We start from the raw sequence: 19222 nt of genomic DNA on the forward strand, positions 1-19222 counted from the left end.
AGAGCTTATCCGTAAATAGGTTGACATTTCGATTCCGTTGAGCCAGCTTCCTCCATCACAACTGGAGGAGTCAGCCATGTCGCGATTGGCGAGCTGGGAATTGTCGGATGCCTTCTGGAGCCGAGTGGAGCCCCTGCTTCCATCGCCGCAGCGGGATCCGAATCGAGACTACAAGCGCAAGCCAGGCGGTGGACGTAAGCCAAAGTCAGCGCGATTGGTCCTTGAAGGCATCTTGTTTGTTCTTCGTACGGGCTGTCAGTGGAAGGCCCTTCCCAAAGATGTCTTTGGGAGCGCAAGCGCCATTCACACCCGGTTTCTGGAGTGGGAACGCGCAGGTGTGTTTGCCGCTCTGTGGCGTTCGGGACTTGTTGAGTACGATGAGATGGAGGGAATTGCTTGGGCGTGGCAAAGTATCGATGGGGCCTTGACCAAGGCGCCACTGGCAAGAGAGTCCGTCGGGAAGAACCCAACGGACCGGGGAAAAAATGGGGACCAAGCGCAACCTCCTGACCGACGGACGTGGCGTCCCGTTGTCGATCGTCGTCTGCGGAGCCAATCGGCATGACGTGACCCAGTTGGCGGCTGTCTTGGATGGTGTCATGCTGCCTCGGCCTGCGGTCACGGATGAAGCACCGCAGCACCTTTGCGCTGATGCCGGCTATGCGGGGCTGCCCGCCTATGAACAAATGACGTCTCGTGATTACACGCCCCATGTCCGATCGAGGAGAGATGAGATGGTCCAGAAGCCCCTTGGCTATAAACCACGTCGGTGGGTTGTTGAGGTGAGCCATTCGTGGTTCAACCGCTTTCGAAAGCTTCTGGTGCGGTATGAAAAACTCGACCGCAGCTACATCGCGCTGGTCATGCTTGCCGCAGCCATCATTGTTTTCCGCATGGTGCCGGGAGACGTAAACATTATTCACGGATAGGCTCTTAGTGAAAGAAGTAATATCATGAGTTTTAATGCGATATATCTCATATTCCACCTCGCTTTTCATTACCATATTAACAATGGAATTTGCGTCCAACGTGCTCAAGTGCAGTATCCCCCACGAAGTGGCGCAAACCATGCTCTCCCATGAGCGGACGCTTCTGATTGCCGAACCAGACCACTCTCAACGGGAGGGCCGAACCCCCTGCCGGGATTGAGTCCAATGCCACGGCTTGTCGCTGTGAGCCATTGCTGTCGCCAGGAGCCGATTGATCCCCTGCTTCACAGCACGCAATTCGACCCGATCTGAATCCGACAACTCCGCGATGAGAACCAACCTTAAGTTCCGGAGACCTCCTCCGTGTCAGGAGGCCTTCAGCGGACATATCTGCATCACGCTCGACTGCATGGTTCGGGCAACATCCCAGAGGTCCACGGCCCGCTGGGCATTCAACCAGAATTCTGGCATGTTTCCGAACAATCGCGCCAATCGCAGGGCCATCTCAGGGCTGACCGCACGTCGCTCTCGAAGCAGTTCATTGATCGTTTGCCGCGAAACACCCAATGAAGCAGCCAGCGAAGCGGTAGTCAGCTTGAAATCAGGCATGAAATCCTCACGTAGCATCTCACCTGGATGAATCGGTCTGATGGCACGTGCCTGATCGTTTGTGTAACTCATCTTATTCTCCTATTACAAACCTAATGGTAATCTGCAATTTCAACATCGTAAGCATCCCCATCGATCCACTTAAAGACAATTCTCCATTGATCATTAATTGAAATGGCGTACTGTCCTTGTCGATCACCACCTAACGAATGCAAACGATTGCTTGGCGGTACTTGTAGATCCTCAATTCTCGATGCGTGATCAATGTACTCCAGCCTGCGACGCGCACGCCTTGCAAGATCGGGCGGGATACGCCTGCAGGTGCCATTTGTGTACAATTCTCGAGTTGCCTTGTCGGCGAAGCTCTTGATCATCGGGCAAGAGGATAGTTTGTCACGTGACGCTTGTCAATGGAAGATGCCAGTGGTCCTCCACACGTGTTTCCGGCTGCAGCCCTCTGCCTTGACTGTCAACTGTCAGCCGCATGCATTCAATCAATCGGCCCCAACCACGCAAGCCCATTCTCAGCCTGCTCATCTTTGCGCGGCACCGGCCTTAGCTTACTGTGGCCGGATCCCAATCCAGCGGACTGATCACGAAGAGCACGTCGCCGGGCAGCAAGGGTTCGTCGCTGTGGGGGTTGCCCAGGGTATGGCCGGCGCGGGTGATGGCCAGCACCGTCACCCCGTGCTGTGGCCGCAGGCCGCTGGTGGCGATGGTGCGCCCGACCAGGGGGGAGTCCGCCCCCAGGCGCAGGCTGTGGGTGCTGAGGTCGGGGATGTGGATGCGCGAGACGGGCACCACGGTGGCGTCCTTGGCGAAGCTGCGCGCCATGCGCCGCCAGTCGCCCCGCACCTCGCCGATGAGGCGCTTGATGTCCTCCCGCGGCACCAGCATGCGGGCCAGGACGCGGGAGAAGACTTCGATGGAGACCTCCAGCTCGTCGGCGATGACTTCGTCGGCGCCCAGCGCGATGAGAGGCTCCACCTCCCGCAGGGTGCGGCTGCGCACCAGCAGGTAGGCGTCCGGGGCGATGCGCCGCGCCAATTCCACTATGCGCCGCGTGCCGGCCGGATCGTTGATGAGGACGACGACGGCGCGGGCCTTGTCGGCGTCCACGTGGCGCAGGATGGACTCCTGGGTGGCGTCCCCGTAGTGGATGGGCTCGCCCTGGGCGGCCGCCTCGCGCAGGATGCCGGCGTTGATCTCGAGGATGAGGTAGGGCAGGTCGGCCAGGCGGGCGGTTCGAGCCACGTTGCGCCCGGTCACGCCGAAACCGACGATGAGCACGTGGCCGACCTGCGGGTGGTCGGTCCCGGACGCGACATCCGCCACACCCCGCCGCGCCAGGCGGGCCAGGGGTGTGCGGGCCAGCCAGACGGCGCTGGGTGGTCCGGCGGCGATCAGGAGCGGCGTCAGCAGCATGGTGATCACCGCCAGATTGAGCACGGCCTGAAAGTGGTCGGGCAGAAGCAGGCCGGCCACCACGCCCGCCTTGGCCGCCACCAGGGAGAACTCCCCCACCTGTCCCAGGGCCAGACCGGACTGCACGGCGGGGCGCAGGGGCAGGCCCAGGGCCAGGGCCGCGGCGGTGGCCAGCAGTGGCTTCACCACCAGCACGCCAAGGGTGAGCAGGCCCAGCAGCAGCGGGTGTGCCAGCAGGTATTGGATGTCCAGCAGCATGCCGGTGGAGACGAAGAAGAGGCTGAGGAAGACGTCGCGGAAGGGCAGCATGACGGCCACGGCCTGGTTGGAGTACTCCGACTCCGAGATGATCAGCCCGGCCAGGAAGGCGCCCAGGGCCAGGGACAAGCCCAGGGCCTGGGTGAGGAGGGCGATGCCGATGCAGAGGAGGACGACGCCCAGGAGGAAGGCCTCGGGGCTGCGCGTGCGGGTGATGCGCTCCAGGATCCACGGCACGATCCACTTGTAGGCCGCGTAGGAGAAGGTGCCCACGCCCGCCACCCGCAGGAGCAGGCTCCCCGCCTGGGTCAGGCCGGTCCCGGTGGCGGCGCCTGCCAGCAGCGGCGCCAGCAGCATGACCGGCACCACGGCGATGTCCTGGTAGATGAGGGTGGCCAGGGCGGCGCGGCCGTGGGGCGAATCCAGCTCCGCGCGCTCCTGCAGCAGGCGCAGCACAATGGCCGTGCTGGAGAGGGCGATGACGAAGCCCAGGTAGAGTCCCTGGGGCGGGGTGACCCCAGCCAGCAGGAGGCCGGCGCCCACGAGGCCCGCCGTCCCGAAGAACTGGACCGAGCCGCCCACCAGGAAGTGGCGCTTGAGCTGGGCCAGGTCGGCGAGGGAGAACTCGAGGCCGATGACAAAGAGGAGAAGGACGACGCCGATCTCGGAGAGCAGCTCGATCTCGTGCACGCCGCGCACCAGGCCGAGGGCGTCGGGACCGGCCAGCACGCCCACCAGCAGCAGGCCGATGGGCATGGGCAGGCGCAGCCGGTGGCAGGCCAGGGCAGCCACCACCGCCAGCGCGAAGATGATCACGATGTCGGGCAGCAGGGCGGGCATCACCTCCTCCATGTGTCGTCAGCGCTCCGCCCGGGGCGGGGTTCCCGCGGCGCGGATGCGGGCAGCGCAGCACCGGCGCGCGGTCGCCTGCAGGTCGGCCACATTGTCCGCCTCGTCCACGATCTCGTTTCCCGGCAAGGTCTCGATCACGTCCTCCCGGGTGACGAGCCCCTTCGTCCCGCTGAACTCGTCCACCACCAGCGCGATGAGCTGCCACTTGTCCAGCAGACGCTCCAGCAGCCGGGGCAGGGGCATGGCTCGGGCAGAGCGGGCTTCCGGGGCGGTCCTGCGGCCCAGGCCAGGGTGGCCGGATGCTTCATCTTGCCGGCGTCTCATTGCCTGATTCAAGCACTTGCCCCACCGGCGCGTCCACTCGCGTAGTGCCGCACGTGGAGCTCCTCCACCGTCATCAGGCCGCCGTCCAGCATGCCCTCGATGACAGGCAGCAGGGTTTCCACCCGCTCGGCCCGGTCCACGAAGACAAGCACCATGGGCAGGTCCTCGGAGAGGCGCAGGATGTGCGCGCTGTGGATGCGGCTGGCCTGGCCGAAGCCCTCCACACCGCGCAGCACGGTGGCGCCGGCGCAGCCCTCGCGACGCAGCAGCTCCACCAGGGCCGTGTGCAGCGGCTGGTGCCGCCAGCGGTCCGATTCCCCGAAGAAGACTGTCACCTTGAGCGCGCGTCCTTCCAAGGTCATGTTGTCCTCCTTTCCCATCTCTCGTCGGCCACCGGCGTGTCACACGCCACCGCGCCGATGCGATGGCCGGGTCTCATATCATCCTCCCCAGGACCAGCCCCGCCACCGCTGCCGCCAGCCCCAGCAGCGGGCTGCCCAGCAGGTTGGCCGCACCCTGCAGCAGGCAGCCCTGCTGGATGAGGGCAAGGCTTTCCCAGGCCAGGGTGGAGAAGGTGGTGTAGCCCCCCAGCAGCCCCACCCCCAGGAAGAGGCGCAGCGGCGGTGACACGAGGTCGCGCTCGAGGGAAAGGGCCACCAGCAGGCCGAGCAGGAATGAGCCGCTCAGGTTGACGGCCAGCGTATTCCAAGGAAAGGCGGCGCCCCAGCGCTGGGCCACCCAGCCGCCCAGGGCATAGCGCAGGCCGCCACCCAGGCCCGCTCCCGCCATCACCACCAGCAGATTGAGCAGCCTCACGCCCCTCCTCCCTCTTGTCCGGTCAAAAATGTCAGACGCACGGCCAATCCGCTGCCGCGTTCCTGGCGGCGGGCCACGGCCAGGCGCAGGGCCTCGGCCGAGGCCACCACGGTCAGGCGGCGCCGGGCGCGGGTCAGTCCCGTGTAAAGCAGCTCGCGGCAGAGGAGGGGCGAGGGCGCCTCGGGCAGAATGAGGAGCAGGTTGTCCGCCTCCGAGCCCTGGGCCTGGTGGACGGTGATGGCCCAGGCCGGGTCGAAGGGCGGCAGCTGGGCCGCCGCCAACTCCCGCGGGACACCTTCCGGGGCCAGGAGGCAGCGCGCCGCCGCATCGCCGGGCAAGCCCTCGCGCACACCGCTGTCGCCGTTGGCCAGACCCAGCACGGCGTCGTTGGCCCTGACCAGGATGGGCGAGCGGGCGGCCTGGCCCGGCGCCGTCCAGCGCCGCTCACACCAGGCGTTGACCCCCTCCACCCCCAGCCGTCCCGTGCGCCGGGCGCAGACCACGCGGAACTGGTCCAGGGCGGCCAGGGCGGCGGCGGCGTCCGGCGCCTCGCGGAAGGGGCGCGTCCCCTCCTCGAGCAGGTCCTGCAGGCGGCGGCTCCACCCCGGCCGGTCCGGCCGGATCCACTCCAGCTCCCCGTCGCCCGCCGCCAGCACGTCCTCCACCCGCTCCCCGTCGGTGTTGCGCACGGCCGCGGCCAGGGCGCCGATTCCCCCCTCGTCGCGAAAGCGGCGGCTTACTGTGAGCCGGGTGACGGGCGGTGGTGCTCCGTCGTCCACCGCCGCGGACCGCGCGGCCAACCCCGCCACCAGATGATGGAGGACGGCGCCCGCCTCCACCGAAGCCAGCTGGTCGGCGTCGCCCACCAGCAGAAGCCGGGCGGCGGGGGGCAGCAACTCCGCCACTTGCGCCATGAGCGGCAGGTCCACCATCGAGGCCTCGTCGATCACCAGCCAGTCCAGGGCGGGGCGCTCGTGCAGCAGGCGGTGCAGGGTGCCCGCCCGCGGCAGCCCGCCCAGGGCGTCCCGCGCCCTCTCCGGCAGGTGGGCGGCGGTGGCGGCCAGGGCCTCCTGCATGCGGGCGGCGGCCTTGCCGGTGGGCGCCGCCAGACGGATGCGCAACTCCGGCTCCCCGGCCAGCGCCATGGCCAGCAGGCGGCCCAGGGTGCTCGTCTTGCCCGTGCCCGGACCCCCCGTCAGGATGGACACGCCGCGATGGAAGGCCGCCCGCACTGCCCCACGCTGCCCCTCGTCCAGGGCGCCGGCCAGTTCCGCCAACAGGCCCTCCAGCCCTGGCGGCGGCGGGCAGGGGCGCAGGCGGGCGAGGACGGCCTCCGCCACGCGGCCCTCGGCGGCGTGCAGGCGCTGCAGGTAGAGACCGTCGTCCCCGTCCAGCACGAGGGGCGCCGCTTCCTCCATCGCCCCGCCGCGGGAGACAAGCCGGCTGGCGCGCAGGTCGGCGCGCCAGGCCTCCAGCGCGGGAGCGCGTTCCCCCCAGGGGCCGGCGGCGCGGCCCAGCTCCCGGCCGGCCACCTCGGCCAGGGAGAGGCAGGCATGGCCCGCCAGGCGCCAGGCGCTGGCCAGGGCTCCGGCCAGGGCCACGGCGGGCGGGGCCTCCGGCTCAAGCCTGCCCAGCAGGGCGGCCAGTTCCAGGTCGAGGGGACGGAAGCCCTCCAGGATCAGGGTCTCGCGCATCAGGGACATGGCCGACCTCCCAGCGCCGCGTCCAGCTCGAGGATGAGGGGCAGGGGCAGCTCCCCGCTCAGCACGCCCGTGCCCGGACTCTCCGGGGCCACGCCGCGCAGGAAGAGATAGTGCAGGCCGCCCAGGTGCCGCGTCGGCTCGTAACCGGGCAGGGTCCGACCCAGGTGGCGGTGCAGGGCGCCGAGGTAGAGGAGGGCCTGGTGAAAATAGCCGGAGCGGGCCATCTCCGCCACCATCGCCTCCCGCGTGTAGCTGGACGCCGCCGGTCCCAGGTGGTTGGACTTCCAGTCCAGCACCCACCAGCGCCCGTCGTGCTGGAAGCAGAGATCGATGTAGCCCTTCAGCCAGCCGGCGGGCAGGCGCCGCAGGGGGCGGGCGGCCGCTTGCGCCAGGGTGCGCCGCGTCTCCCCGTCGCGCACGCCCAGGCGCTCCGCGTCAAGCAGGCCGTGGCGGCGCGCCAGCTGCTCCAGCCCGCCCTCCAGCAGCCTGTCGACCCGCAAGTGGAACTCCAGCTCCGCCACGCGGCGGTCCGGCTCAAGCCGCGCCAGGCGGAAGCCGTCGGCGTCGAGCGGCGCCTCCAGCACCTCGCGCAGCCAGCGCCGGGTGCCGGCGGCCAGGGCCGGATCCAGTCCGTGGGCGATCAACTCCCGGCGACACTCCTCCTCGCGCCCGGGGCCGTCGACGGCGAAGTCGGCCAGCTCCAGCAGTCGATGCAGGCAGGTGCCCGCCTCCCGGCCGCGGGGAAAGGCGGCCCGCCAATCGCCATGCGGGGCGGTGGCGCGCAGGTCCTCCGCCAGGTCCTCCCCGGCGGTGGCCGGGTCGGCGCCGAACCATTCGTCCTGGCGCAGGTCGGCGTGGGCGCCTGTTATCAGGCTGGTGAAGGAGCTGACCTGCTCCCCCGCGGCGATCCGGCCGTGGAAGTCCCGCGGCGCCAGCTCGACGGCTCCCTCCCCGCCCGCCGGCGGCGGGACCTCCGCCAGCGCGATGGACGGCTCCAAGCTCTCCAGGCCGATGTCGCCCGCCGAACGCGCCGCCAGATCCTCCCAGGCCTCCCACAGAGGCAAGGCGCCCGCGTGGTCCAGCTCCCGCCAGCTCGCCGCCAAACCAGGCACGGCACCCTCGGCCAGGCGGCCGGCCAGCAGCAGCCAGTCGAGCGGTCCGGGCCGGCTGCGCGCCCGCTGCACGGAGAAACTGTGCACCACCAGCTGGGAGCGCGCCCTCGTCAGCGCGACATAAGCCAGGCGCAGGCTCTCCCCCAGCACCTCGTCGGCCTGGGCCGCCGTCGTGGCCTCATCGGGCGGCGCGGCGCCGGAGCGGGGCGCCAGGCGGGCGCCCTCATCGTCGTGGAGCAGCGCGGCGGCGAAGGCCTCGTCGGGCCCTTCGCCGCACCAGAGGAAGGGGCAGCAGACGAGGGGGAACTCCAGGCCCTTGCTCTTGTGCTGGGTGATGACGCGCACGAGGTTGTCCTCGCTCTCCAGGCGCAGCTCCAGGTCGCGCGGGGGCGTGGCGCCCTCCGCCGGCGCGGCCAGGCGCCGGGCCAGCTCGGCGGGATCGCTCCAGCCCGCCACCTCCTCGGCGCACAGCAAATCCAGCAGGTGCCGCCAGTTGACCAGCCGCCGCTCGCCGCGGCGCAGGCCCAGCAGGGTCTCCGGCCAGCCCAGGCGCTCGAGCATGGCCGCCAGGGCGGAGGCAAGGCCGCGCTGGCGGGCTTCCTGGCCGGTCCGGTGCAGCTCCCCCTGCAGACGTTCGAGCAGGTCGCCGCGGCCCAGGGCCTCCGCCGGCGTGGAGCCCAGGGCGAGGGCGAGCGGCCCCGCCAGCAGGACGCGCGCCGCGCGGGTGTCGGCCGGGCGGGCCAGCGCCGCCAGGAAGCGCTCCAGCTCCACCGCCTCGGTGCTCTCGCGGATGCTGCGGTTGCCGCCCTGGATGCAGGCCAGGCCGGCCTGGGCGAGGGCGTCCGCCACCAGCTGCCCCTGGCGGTTGGTGCGCACCAGCACGGCCACCTCACGGCCCTGGAGCGGAACAAGGGCGCCGCCCGCCCGCCGGGAGATCCAGCCGCAGGTATCGTGGGGCGAGGGGCGCAGCAGGCGGCGCAGGAGCTCCGCCAGGTGGCGGCAGGCCAGCTGCTCGGCACGGGCCTTGGACAGCGGCCCGTCCTCTGCCTGGAAGGCCAGCAGGGGCGGCAGCTCGCGCCCGGCCAGAACCAGGGCGCGTTCGTCGGCCTGGCCGGAGACCTCCACCGGCCGGGCCTGGATGTCCGGGCGCAGGAAAGGGCCGCGCCCCCCAGGGAAGCGCTCGCCGGCAAAGACGAGGTTGAGCGCGTTGATGAGCGGCCCGTCCGAGCGCCAGTTCACGGTCAGGCCCTGGGCCGGCCCCCAGCGGCGGGCCACGGCCAGGTAGGCGTCCAGGTCGGCGCCGCGGAAGCCGTAGATGGCCTGCTTGGGATCGCCCACCAGGACAAGGGGCAGGCCGCCCTCGCCGAAGATGCGCTGCAGGATCTCCGCCTGGACAGGGTCGGTGTCCTGGAACTCGTCCACCAGGGCCGCCCGCCAGCGCCGGCGAAGCTGGCGGGCGAGGACCTCGCCCGCTTCGCCCTGCAGCCCGCGTCGCACCTGGAGGAGCAGGTCCGTGAAGTCCAGCTGCCGGCGCTCCAGGCGCAGCGCCGCCGCCCGCGCCGGCCACAGCGCCAGGCACTCCCACTGCAAGTGGGCCAGCAGCCGGGCGTTCCCCTCCACCAAACGCCGCTCGGCCTCCTGCAAGTCCTGCAGGGCGTCGAAGGCCGGATGGCGCGGAGCCTCGCCGCCCTTGTTCACCCGGCCGGCCAGGGTGGCAGCGGCGTACTTGAGCCGCTCCTTGGCGCCGTCCAGCAAGCCTTGGCCCATGGGCGCGCCGCGCTCCAGCCACTCCCGCACGGCGGCCAGCTCAGCCGGGATCTTGTCCGGCTTGTAGCTCCCGCGGTGGAGGCCGGCATCCTGCAGCAGCGCTACGAGAGCATCCAGACCCACCTCCCGGAAGTGTCGCAGCGCCGTCTCCGCGCAGAGTCCGTGGTCGGCCGCGCTCGCTTCCTGGGCGGCGCAGGCCTCCTCCAGGCTGGCGAAGGGCGGTTCGGGCAGGCGGGCCAGCGGGTGGAGGTCCCGCATCCCGGCCAACCGGATCCAGGCCTCGGGATCGAGCAGGGAGATGCGCCGTCCCCCCCGTTGCCCGCCCAGCCAGTCCAGGATGCCGGGCGGCAGGCGGTGCCACCAGCGGCGCAGGGCGTCCAGGGCCACCTCGCGCAGGGCAGCGGCGGCCTGCCCTCCCGGCTCCAGGTCCGGGGGCAGTCCCAGGGCGAGGGGACTCTCCGTGATCACCCGCTGGCAGAAGCCGTGGATGGTGAAGATGGAGGCCTCGTCGAAGGACGCGAGGGCCAGCCGCAGCCGGCGCCGCGCCTCCCCGTCCTCCCAGCGGTCCTCCGCCTTCAGGCGCGACCGCAGCGCCGCCAGGAAGGGGTCCGCCTCCGGCCGGGCCTCCTCATCGAGGGCGACCAGCGCCTCCTCCAGGCGGCGGCGCATGCGCTCGCGCAGCTCGGCCGTGGCCGCCTCGGTGAAGGTGAGGACGAGCAGGCCGGGCAGGTCCAGCCCCTCCTCCAGCACGAAGCGCAGCAGGAGGGCGCCCATCGTCCAGGTCTTGCCCGTGCCGGCGCTGGCCTCCACGAGCAGGACGCCCTGCAGTGGCACCGCCACCGGATCAAGGCGGGGCGCGCTCACGGGCCGCCCTCCCCGATGGGCGCGCCCAGGGCCAGGGCCAGCTCCAGCACGGGCCCGGCCAGCGCGGGATGGGTGAAGGGATCGGCCTCGCCCAGGGCCAGGGCCAGCCAAGGGTCCTCCCGCAGCCAATCCCGCCCGTGGTACCAGTCACGGTCCAGCAGGCAGTCGGGCGTGGCATGCTCCAGCCTGCGGGCATGACGGGCGATGGCCTCGCTCACCTCCGGCAGCCAGGGCAGCCAGCGGTCCTGCCCCTCCCGCCAATGCCGCAGCACGGCTTCCAGCTGCCCGCCGGGCTGGTCCGGACAACGCAGCAGGAGGGCGCCGCCGCGGTGGACCAGCATCGTCTCGCGGCCCTCGGCCGTGCCGTCCTCACTTCCCAAGCAGCACCAGGCGAGGTGGGGGATCCACTCGGTCAGACGCGGGCCGCTGTCCAGGCTGCTGGAGGAGAGCTCCACGCGGCGCAGGCCCGCCGCCGCCAGACCTCCCCGCAGGCGCAGGCCGCCCAGGCTCAGATCCAGCTCGCAGGCAGAGGGCGCAACGCCGCAGAGGGCCTCGTCCGCACGGGCGAGCAGCTCGGCCACCTCCCGCTGGAGGGCCTCGAGCAGGGCGCGTCCCGGCCGGCCCCAGGGCAGCAGGCCGCCCGCCCGCAGGCGCTCCTCCTCGCCGGCGGGATCCAGCCCGGCTAGTCGCTCTCGCAGCAGGCGATGGCGCAGCCCTCCCCGGGCCGCGGGGTCCAGGGTGAAAGGTTCGTGGTCGCGGGGAGGGGCCGCCTCCCAGGGCAGGCGCAGACCGGCCCGCCGCAGGAAGGCCTTGGCCGGGTTGCGGAAGAAGCTCGTCAGGTCGCCCAGCTGCACTTCATCGGGCGGCGCCGGCAGGGGCAGGGGCGCCAGGAAGGCCGGACCGGGCAGGGCCGCCGCCGCGGGGTCGGCCAGCACCCGGGCCAACCGGGCCGCCGCCCGGCCACGCCCCTGGTGGAAGGAGCGCTCCGACGGCGGCCCCTGGTAGCAGGCGGGGTTGAAGCCCTGCAGCGGATGCTGGCGCACGCGGCCCCCCTCGCGGCCCAGCAGGTCCAGCAGCTCGCTGACCACGACCGAGGGCGGCCGCACCGTGTTCTCCCGCTCGTCGCGACCGTTCCAGAAGATGAGCAGGGCGCGGCGGGCCGACCACAGGGCGTCCAGGAAGAGGCCGCGGTCCTGCAGGCGGGGCTGGCGGTCCCCGGGGTGGGGCCGCAGCAGGCAAAGGTCCAGTTCGTCGCGACGGGAGGGGCGGGGAAAGGCCTGGTCGTCCAGCCCAAGAAGGACCACCACCTCCGCCGGCAGGCCCCGCGCCGCCAGCATGGGCGCCACCGTCACGCGCCCGTCGAAGGCGCCGCCGCGGATGAGCCCCCGAGCCTCCAGGGCCAGGGCGAGCGCCTCGCGGGCCACGGGCCAGGCGCAGGCCTCCCGCCCGTCGGACGCGTCGGCCAGGCGGCCCGCCCGCAGCAGGCGCTCGCGCAGGGCCGCCAGCTCGTTCTCCTCGTCCTCGCCGTCGGGGGCGAAGAGCAGGGGCAAGCCGTCCGCCAGCCAGGCGTGCCACTCCCCGGGGGAGCGCGGTCGGCCGCTCTGCTCCTGGAAGTCCCGCAGCAGGGCCAGCCATTCCAGCCAGGCCTCGAGCAGGGCCGGCTGCGCCGCCCCGCCCGCCGCGGGCAGAAGGCCGGCCACGGCCTCCGTCCCCTCCATGGCGTAGCCGAGCAGCAAGCGGTCCAGGCCGGAGCGCCAGCCGTGCTCGGCCACGGCGGGCAGGTCGCGGGCGGCGCGGTCCGCCGCGTCCCAGCCCCAGACCACCCCCGCTTCCGTGCACCACTCCTGCAGGCGAGGCAGCTCCTCCGCCGGAATGCGATGCCGCCGCCTCAGCGCGGGGCAGGAGAGGGGCGCCAGCACGGCGGCCAGCTCCCAGCGGCCGCCCGCCAAGGCCATGACCTGGGCCAGGGCCTGCGCCATGCTCCGTCGCGCTTGGCCGCCCAGCAGGCGCCAGGGCAGCCGCCGCTCCTCCTCCTGGCCCTCCAGCACCGCTTCGAGGGCGGGGCGGGCCGCCTCGAGATCGGGCACGAGGACCAGCACATCGCCCGGCCGCAGGTCGGGGTGGCGCTCGAAGAGATCGAGCAGGCGGTCCACCATCACTTCCGCCTGGCGCGTCAGGCTGTGGCAGGAGTGGAACTGCAGGCTGTCGTCGGGCGGCCCGGCGGGCAGCGGGGCCAGCTCCGCTTGGCTATGCCGGATCCGCTCCAGCAGGCTGCCCTCCCGCGGCGCGGTGGTGGGGGCGGGGTCGTGGAAGCGGGCCTCCACCTCCAGCAGTTGATCGATCCAGCCGCCCAGCTCGGCGCCGTTGGCCTGCAGGAGAGGGGCCGTCCACGGATCGAGCGCCTCCCGGCGCCGGTGGCGGCGAGGCAAGTCCCCCCAGTATTCGGGGGAGGGGTTGAGCAGGTAGACGCGCAGCTCCCGGTGGCGGGAAAGAGCATCGAACACGGCCAGTTGGGCGGGAGGCAGGCCATGCAGGGCGAAGAGGCTGAGGCGGCCGGGCAGCTCGGCCACGCCGGGCGGCGGCGCCCCCGCCCGCGCCTGCTCCAGCCAGTCGGCCAGCAGGGCGGCGCGATGGGGCTCGGCGATCTCCCCGCCCAGGCGCCGCCACAGGTTGCGCTGCCAGTGCGCCATGGGCGAGTCGGGGGGCGGGTCGGGGCCGCCGGGCAGGTTGCCGTGGGGCCGGCCCTCCCAGCCCAGCAGCAGGCCGGGGCGGTGGACGAGGTACTGGTCGAAGAGGGAGGCCAGCCGGCGAGCCAGGGCGTGGCGGCGGCGGCCGTCGTCCTGGTCCAGCAGACGACCGGCCGGGCCGGCCAGGGCGGGTTCCTGCCGCAGCAGGTCGGCGATGCGCCAAGCGAGGGCCTCCACCTCCCAGGGCGACTCGGTGGCGGGCGCCGCCAAGCCGGGCCGCAGCAGGCGCTCCCAGATGAAGCGGGCGGGAAAGGGCGTGGCGAGGCGGGCGACGGATCCCAGGCGGCGGGCCAGCTCCAGGGGAAGGCGGCGGGCCATGCCGACCGATTCCACCAGGATGATCTCCTCCTCCAGCGGGGCCGGTGGTCGGCGGGCCATATCCCCGGCCAGCCGCGCGAAAAGGGCCCCGCCGTCGTGCTCCTGGATCACGTCAATCATGGGGACAAGATAGAAGGGCCGGGGACAGGCGCCACCATCCGCGGTCGGGAATTACCTTGGGCCGGTAAGCAAGGACCGCCGCATGCCCCGCCGTTCCCTCCGCCGCCTCTACCAGGACGAGTTCGCCGGCTACCGCCCCGACACCTTCCGCCAGGATCTGCTCGCCGGCCTCACCGTGGCCGCCGTGGCCCTGCCCCTGGCCCTCGCCTTCGGCGTGGCCTCCGGCGCCAGCGCCGCAGCGGGCCTGGTCACGGCCATCATCGCCGGCCTGGTGATCGGCGCCCTCTCCGGCGCGCCCTACCAGATCTCCGGCCCCACCGGCGCCATGAGCGCCATCCTCATCCTGCTCGCCCAGCGCCATGGCCTGGAGGGCGTCCTGCTGGCGGGACTCCTCTCGGGGGGCATGCTCCTGGCGATCGGGCTGTTGCGGCTGGGACGCTTCATCGCCTTCATCCCGGCCCCCGTCATCACCGGCTTCACCAGCGGCATCGCCCTCATCATCGCCATCGGCCAGCTGGACGCCTTCCTGGGCATCCGCACGGCCGAGGCCGACTCGGCCATCGCCAAGCTGCTGGTGCTGGCGCAGGGCGGCTGGACGCCCCAATGGCAGGCGGTGGCCACCGGCCTGCTCGTGGCCCTGCCCATGGCGCTCTGGCCCGCCCGCTGGGGCAACCGCCTGCCGGCCAGCCTGGCGGGCCTCGCCCTCGCCAGCTCGGCGGCCGGCCTGTTCCACTGGCCGGTGGCCACCATCGGCGAGATTCCCGGCTCCCTCCTCCTGCCCGATCGGCTCAGCCTGGCCACGCTGCCCTGGGGGCGCCTGGACGAGTTCCTGGCACCGGCCATGACCATCACGGCCCTGGGCGCGGTGGAGTCGCTCCTCTGCGGCATGGTGGCCTCCAACATGACCGGCGTGCGTCTGCAAGCCAACCAGGAGCTGGTGGCGCAGGGCGTGGGCAACCTGCTGCTGCCCTTCTTCGGTGGCGTGCCCGCCACCGCCGCCATCGCGCGGACCAGCGTGGGCATCCGCTCCGGGGGGCGCACGCGCTTGACCAGCATCCTCCACTCCCTCTTCCTGCTCTGCTCCATGTGGCTGCTGGCGCCCCTCATGGGCCGCATCCCGCTGGCGGCGCTGGCCGGCGTCCTGCTCATCACGGCCTGGCGCATGAATGAGTGGGCGGCCATCCGCTTCCTCTTCGGGCACCGCTTCAAGTCGGCCATCCTCGCCTTCTCCGTCACCCTGGTGGCCACCATCGCCCTCGACCTGACCCAGGCCATCCTCATCAGCACGGCCCTGGCCGGCGCCATCTACATCAGCCAGAGCGCCGCCCTCCACGTGGAGGTGCAGCCCATGGACCGCGCCAAGCTGGCCGCCCGCGGCATCGAAGTGGAGGGCGACTGTCCGCACATCCAGGTGGCCTTCGTCACCGGGCCGCTCTTCTTCGCCGCCGTGGGCAACTTCAACGAGGCCTTCGCCAAACTGGGCCGCTGCCACGCCCTCATTCTCAGCATGCGCGGCGTGCCGCTGGTGGACACGGCGGGCCTGGAGGCCATCCACCGCCTGCGGGACCACCTGCGGGAGCAGGACGGCCACCTGATGCTGGCGGGGGTCCACGACCGCGTGAGGGTCATGATGGAGCGGGGCGGCATCCTGGACGCCGTCGGCCGGGAGAACCTGTTCTGGAGCAGCGACCAGGCCATCGTCGAGGCGGAGCGGCGGGGCTGCGCCCATTGCGCCAGGCCCGCCCGCTGGACCTGGCACGGCGTGGCCGGCACAGGCAGCACGGTCTACGAGGATCCGGCCGACGACCCCATGTTCGAAGACGAGGCATAGTCCCCGCCCCCCAGCTGTTGCCGCCACTCCGCCTCCAACTGCGCCAGGCGGCGGCCGCGCTGGGCCATGCTTTCGTTGGCGTCCTCCAGGATGGCAAGTACTTCCAGCCGGAAGGCCACCGCGCCGTCCCGCGACCAATCCTCCTGCAGGGCCGCGCAGCGATGCACGCCCAGTTCCAGCTGCGCCCGCTGGGAGCGCAGACGGCTGGCCACGGCGCCGGCCCGCCCCAGGAAGCGCCGACCGCTGGGCAGGTGGGTGATGCAGTAGACGCCGGCCTGGCCGGCGGGCCGCGCCTCCCGGCCGCCCGCGCCGGACTCCGCCCGCCCCTCGTCCCAACCCTCCCGCAGCCAGGAGGGACCGGCCGGCCGCCAGGCCTCGTTCAGGCGGTAGACCTGTTGGTCGCGCCGCAGCAGGCCCAAGTCCACCAGCTCCCGCCGCACGGTGCAGTAGTCGGGGAAGTGGGCGGCGAAGAGTTCGTTGACCTCGCGCTCGGGGTAGCTGCGGCCGGGTTCGAGCAGGGCGGCGAACTCCTCGAGGAGCAGGCGGCGCTTCTTCTGCTGCACGGGCAGGTGTTCGACCCGGCCATGGGGCGCGAAGGTCTGCAGCACGCGGCGGCAGTAGGCGGCCAGGCGCTCCCGCTCCCGCCGGTCCTCCTGCGCGTCGCCGGCCACCAGCTCCAGCAGGGGCCGCTCCAGCACCGGCCAGCACACCGAGTAGACGGAGAAGTACTGCTCGCGGCGCTTCTCCACCAGCCCGCCCTCCTCCAGCTTCTTCAGGTGGAAGGCGAGGGTCGAGGGCGCCAGGCCGAGGCGCCCGGCCAGTTCCTCGGCGTAGTGTGGGCGCTCCAGCAGCGCCCGTAGCGCCGCCAGCCGCGCCGGGTCGGCCAGGGCCTTGGCCACCAGCAGTCCATTGGCTTCCATCAGGCCTCCAAAACTGATTCGATGCACACGGAAGCATATTTGCCGGGGCGAGGCAAGACAGATTCGAATTTTCTCGAATCAAAAATCACGTCCGGTCGGCGGGCGGCTTGTCGTTCAGTGCGGCGGACGGGGCGGGATCAAGTGGAAGCAGGCTCGTGGGATGAGCGGGGCAGGCTCCATCCCGACCCTTCCGGTGGATGATGTCGCGCCCGGCAGCCTGTCGAAAAAGTTTCCCGCACGGGAGAAATTTCGCTTGCGGCGCTATCCACAGGGCACTATGTTACCGCTCGGGAACATGAACGTGCTTGATCCAACTCAGCTGGGCGCCGCCATCCGCGCAAGGCGCAAACATTTGCGGGTCACCCAGAGGGATCTGGCCTTAACCTGCGGGATAGGCGTGCGCTTCATTGTCGATCTGGAGAAAGGCAAAGCCACGTGCCAGATTGGGAAAACCCTCCACGTCCTTAGGGCGCTTGGTTTGAGGCTAGACATCACACAACAGTCTAACCTAAACAATGAAGCCGTTTAACCATGAGCGGCCTCAACGTATACTTCAACTCACAAATCGTCGGACACTTACAGCAGGACAAAAGCGGGCTTCTGAAGTTTACTTACAGTGAATCCTGGTTGAAGAATCCCGCAGCCATACCACTTTCCCGCAGCCTGCCACTTCAGTCGGGGGCATTCCCAGGGAAGCAGGCCAGACCCTATTTTGCCGGGATTTTGCCTGAGCAGGGGCCACGCCGGCGCATCGCCGAGATCCTTGGGATCAGTGAGTCGAATGACTACGCCCTGCTCGAGCGGATGGGAGGGGACTGTGCCGGGGCGATCAGCCTCTTGCCTGTTGGCCATGTCCAGACGGACCAGGGCTCATCGGCCTGCCGCCCCTTGTCGGAGTCAGAATGGAGCCGGATTGTGGCGGAGCTGCCACGCAATCCACTGCTGGCGGGGACAGACGGACTTCGCTTGTCGCTGGCCGGAGCGCAGGACAAAGTGCCCGTCATTCTGGAAAATCAGGCGCTTTGCTTACCCCTCGAGCAGATGCCAAGCACGCACATCCTGAAGCCGGAGCCCGACCGCTTTCCGGGTCTTGCCAGCAATGAGACCTTCTGCATGATGCTTGCCCGTGAAATGGGGCTGGATGTCGCGGAGGCGGTCTTTCTCATGATCGGCGACAAAGCCTGTGTGCTGGTGAAGCGATACGACCGACGCGTGGACGAGGCCGGCGGCATCGACAAGCTCCATCAGGAGGACTTCTGTCAGGCGCTGGGACATCCGCCGGAGAAGAAATACCAGGAAGAGGGCGGGCCGACACTGTCGGATTGCCTCTCGCTGCTTCAGGAGTGGTCCACCGCCCCGGCCCTCGATGTGCCCCGCTTCATACGCGGCTTGATTTTCAACGTGCTGATCGGCAATGCGGACGCGCACGCGAAGAACCACGCACTGCTCTACAGCTCCGGGGAGCGGCGGCTGGCGCCGCTCTATGATCTTGTCTCCACCCTTGTCTGGCCGGAGTTGTCGACGCGCTCCGCCATGAGAATCGGCCACAGCAGATCCATCGACGTGTTCGAGATGTCCGACTGGATGGACATGGCGAAGAGCTCCGGCCTTGGCTGGCCCATGATCCGCATCCGGGTCGCGGAGAGCTGCGCGGAGCTTCTGGCCAAACTTGATCATGTCCGGCGACAGGCTCGCGCGCTTGATGCCGGGATGGTCGAGCGGCTGGCCACCCTGATCCGGGAGCGGGCAGGCCGGCTGCAGAAGGCCTTCACCTCTCTTTAGCAGCTTATCGGGCCTGGACATTCCAAGGAACAGGTACCCTTTTCAAGATTGGCTTCAGGAGATTTCGAGCGTATACTGGTGGATTGCTCAAGAAAGCTGAAAGTCTAGGCCGAAGGCCTGTAAGGTGCAAATGGACGTGATAGGGATGGGTCTCACCCAAGTCGGAGAGAAGCACCGGCAGGGTCTGAATCGCGCACGTTCAACGTGTTCCTCCTCCAACCGACCGAATGAAAGGCATCGAGATCAGGGATCCCAAGGATCCCAATCACTGACTGCGAATGCAGATCTCCTGAAAATTGGACTCCATTTTGCTCCAGAACAAAGCTGGGATTTCCGTCACTCCTTCCAGATGTCTGCAGGTTTCTGCCGAGAGTGCCTCCTCACCTTTGAGAATGGTCGCCAGATGCCGCAGGTCCCATCCCAGCCGTAGTGCTAAGTCCGCCGCGGAATGGCCCTGTTCTTCCATCCACTCGCGCAGGATGTCACCAGGTGCGACGCGGTAGTTCGGCTGAAACTGGCTACAGCCCGATGTCATGCTCACATTGCCTGTTTAAAGATTTGGCGCGGCATCTCGTCCCAGGTGCGACCATCTGACTCGCCCCCAGTTTTCTTGGACACAAAAGTGAGGTAAATCTCATGGTCCAAGGAGAGGAGAGCCGCATGCCCATCGAGAGGTTCACGCCACCCGCGCCCGGGGCGCCGGAAGGCGCGCGTCGCGCGACTGGCGGCGCGCCGGGCGCAGCGCCCGCCGCAGTCATCCGGTGGTCGGCCAACCGCAAGAAGGACGTCGTGCTGCGCCTGCTGCGCGGCGAGTCCCTGGACGCCCTGTCCCGTGAATTGGGCGT

At 70.2% G+C, this 19222-nt stretch carries 15 protein-coding genes and 1 pseudogene; 5 read left to right on the top strand and 11 right to left on the bottom strand.

Going from position 1 to position 19222, the window contains the following annotated elements; all coding sequences use genetic code 11:
• Positions 1-76 precede the first annotated feature (76 nt).
• Positions 77-929 (top strand): IS5 family transposase gene (locus tag Q8O14_00700; GenBank protein ID MDP2359259.1). Its coding sequence is split into 2 segments (ribosomal slippage): positions 77-489 and positions 488-929, totalling 855 coding nucleotides; the frame shifts between segments, so codons are not numbered across the junction.
• Positions 930-1295: 366 nt separating this feature from the next.
• On the opposite strand, the gene Q8O14_00705 is transcribed toward Q8O14_00700, so the two are convergent.
• The 9 genes and pseudogenes from Q8O14_00705 to Q8O14_00745 form a co-directional block, all read right to left on the bottom strand.
• A complete protein-coding gene (locus Q8O14_00705) occupies positions 1296-1610 on the bottom strand; it encodes a HigA family addiction module antitoxin (protein MDP2359260.1) in 315 nt (104 codons plus the stop codon).
• Positions 1611-1630: 20 nt separating this feature from the next.
• Positions 1631-1912 (bottom strand): type II toxin-antitoxin system RelE/ParE family toxin, encoded by a 282-nt coding sequence (locus tag Q8O14_00710; protein ID MDP2359261.1) that lies wholly within the window; start codon positions 1910-1912, stop codon positions 1631-1633.
• Positions 1913-2093: 181 nt separating this feature from the next.
• A complete protein-coding gene (locus Q8O14_00715; protein MDP2359262.1) occupies positions 2094-4061 on the bottom strand; it encodes a cation:proton antiporter in 1968 nt (655 codons plus the stop codon).
• An 18-nt stretch (positions 4062-4079) separates the two neighbouring features.
• Positions 4080-4316: pseudogene (locus Q8O14_00720) on the bottom strand (hemolysin).
• Positions 4317-4405: 89 nt separating this feature from the next.
• Positions 4406-4759 carry a DUF190 domain-containing protein gene (locus Q8O14_00725; protein MDP2359263.1) on the bottom strand — a complete coding sequence of 118 codons (354 nt, stop codon included), beginning with the start codon at positions 4757-4759 and terminating at the stop codon, positions 4406-4408.
• Positions 4760-4832: 73 nt separating this feature from the next.
• Positions 4833-5213 (bottom strand): fluoride efflux transporter CrcB, encoded by a 381-nt coding sequence (crcB, locus tag Q8O14_00730; GenBank protein MDP2359264.1) that lies wholly within the window; start codon positions 5211-5213, stop codon positions 4833-4835.
• On the bottom strand, positions 5210-6916 hold the full coding sequence (gene recD / locus Q8O14_00735) for an exodeoxyribonuclease V subunit alpha (GenBank protein MDP2359265.1): 1707 nt from the start codon (positions 6914-6916) through the stop codon (positions 5210-5212). Before recD ends, crcB begins: the two co-directional genes overlap by 4 nt.
• Positions 6907-10659, bottom strand: a complete 3753-nt coding sequence (locus tag Q8O14_00740; GenBank protein ID MDP2359266.1) for a UvrD-helicase domain-containing protein — start codon at positions 10657-10659, stop codon at positions 6907-6909. Before Q8O14_00740 ends, recD begins: the two co-directional genes overlap by 10 nt.
• The gene (locus Q8O14_00745) at positions 10656-13844 is read right to left on the bottom strand and encodes an exodeoxyribonuclease V subunit gamma (protein MDP2359267.1); all 3189 of its coding nucleotides are present in this window, start codon (positions 13842-13844) and stop codon (positions 10656-10658) included. Before Q8O14_00745 ends, Q8O14_00740 begins: the two co-directional genes overlap by 4 nt.
• An 82-nt stretch (positions 13845-13926) precedes the next feature.
• Between Q8O14_00745 and Q8O14_00750 the strand changes: the two genes are divergently transcribed.
• Positions 13927-15675, top strand: coding sequence for a SulP family inorganic anion transporter (locus Q8O14_00750; protein ID MDP2359268.1), 1749 nt, complete (start codon positions 13927-13929; stop codon positions 15673-15675).
• Here Q8O14_00750 and Q8O14_00755 read toward each other — a convergent pair.
• Positions 15630-16595, bottom strand: coding sequence for a DUF2087 domain-containing protein (locus tag Q8O14_00755; GenBank protein MDP2359269.1), 966 nt, complete (start codon positions 16593-16595; stop codon positions 15630-15632). The two genes, Q8O14_00750 and Q8O14_00755, sit on opposite strands and share 46 nt — an antisense overlap.
• 295 nt (positions 16596-16890) lie before the next feature.
• Between Q8O14_00755 and Q8O14_00760 the strand changes: the two genes are divergently transcribed.
• Together Q8O14_00760 and Q8O14_00765 are read left to right on the top strand one after the other, a co-directional pair.
• Positions 16891-17124 carry a helix-turn-helix transcriptional regulator gene (locus Q8O14_00760; GenBank protein MDP2359270.1) on the top strand — a complete coding sequence of 78 codons (234 nt, stop codon included), beginning with the start codon at positions 16891-16893 and terminating at the stop codon, positions 17122-17124.
• 2 nt (positions 17125-17126) lie between these two features.
• The gene (locus tag Q8O14_00765; GenBank protein ID MDP2359271.1) at positions 17127-18377 is read left to right on the top strand and encodes a type II toxin-antitoxin system HipA family toxin; all 1251 of its coding nucleotides are present in this window, start codon (positions 17127-17129) and stop codon (positions 18375-18377) included.
• A 265-nt stretch (positions 18378-18642) separates the two neighbouring features.
• Here the strand turns inward: Q8O14_00765 and Q8O14_00770 are convergent, their stop codons facing one another.
• A complete protein-coding gene (locus tag Q8O14_00770) occupies positions 18643-18918 on the bottom strand; it encodes a hypothetical protein (protein MDP2359272.1) in 276 nt (91 codons plus the stop codon).
• A 119-nt stretch (positions 18919-19037) separates the two neighbouring features.
• Here Q8O14_00770 and Q8O14_00775 point away from each other — a divergent pair.
• The coding region (locus tag Q8O14_00775) for a hypothetical protein (GenBank protein ID MDP2359273.1) at positions 19038-19222 on the top strand (185 nt) is incomplete at its 3' end.

Source organism: bacterium, from assembly GCA_030685015.1.
Classification (GTDB): domain Bacteria; phylum CAIWAD01; class CAIWAD01; order CAIWAD01; family CAIWAD01; genus CAIWAD01.

What these genes read in the sequence shown, in the direction of transcription:
- Q8O14_00745 (MDP2359267.1), bottom strand. Translation starts at nt 13,844, where the DNA reads ATGATTGACGTGATCCAGGAGCACGACGGCGGGGCCCTTTTCGCGCGG.
- Q8O14_00760 (MDP2359270.1), top strand. Translation starts at nt 16,891, where the DNA reads ATGAACGTGCTTGATCCAACTCAGCTGGGCGCCGCCATCCGCGCAAGG.
- recD (MDP2359265.1), bottom strand. Translation starts at nt 6,916, where the DNA reads ATGTCCCTGATGCGCGAGACCCTGATCCTGGAGGGCTTCCGTCCCCTC.
- Q8O14_00750 (MDP2359268.1), top strand. Translation starts at nt 13,927, where the DNA reads ATGCCCCGCCGTTCCCTCCGCCGCCTCTACCAGGACGAGTTCGCCGGC.
- Q8O14_00725 (MDP2359263.1), bottom strand. Translation starts at nt 4,759, where the DNA reads ATGACCTTGGAAGGACGCGCGCTCAAGGTGACAGTCTTCTTCGGGGAA.
- Q8O14_00715 (MDP2359262.1), bottom strand. Translation starts at nt 4,061, where the DNA reads ATGCCCGCCCTGCTGCCCGACATCGTGATCATCTTCGCGCTGGCGGTG.
- Q8O14_00705 (MDP2359260.1), bottom strand. Translation starts at nt 1,610, where the DNA reads ATGAGTTACACAAACGATCAGGCACGTGCCATCAGACCGATTCATCCA.
- Q8O14_00755 (MDP2359269.1), bottom strand. Translation starts at nt 16,595, where the DNA reads ATGGAAGCCAATGGACTGCTGGTGGCCAAGGCCCTGGCCGACCCGGCG.
- Q8O14_00710 (MDP2359261.1), bottom strand. Translation starts at nt 1,912, where the DNA reads ATGATCAAGAGCTTCGCCGACAAGGCAACTCGAGAATTGTACACAAAT.
- Q8O14_00765 (MDP2359271.1), top strand. Translation starts at nt 17,127, where the DNA reads ATGAGCGGCCTCAACGTATACTTCAACTCACAAATCGTCGGACACTTA.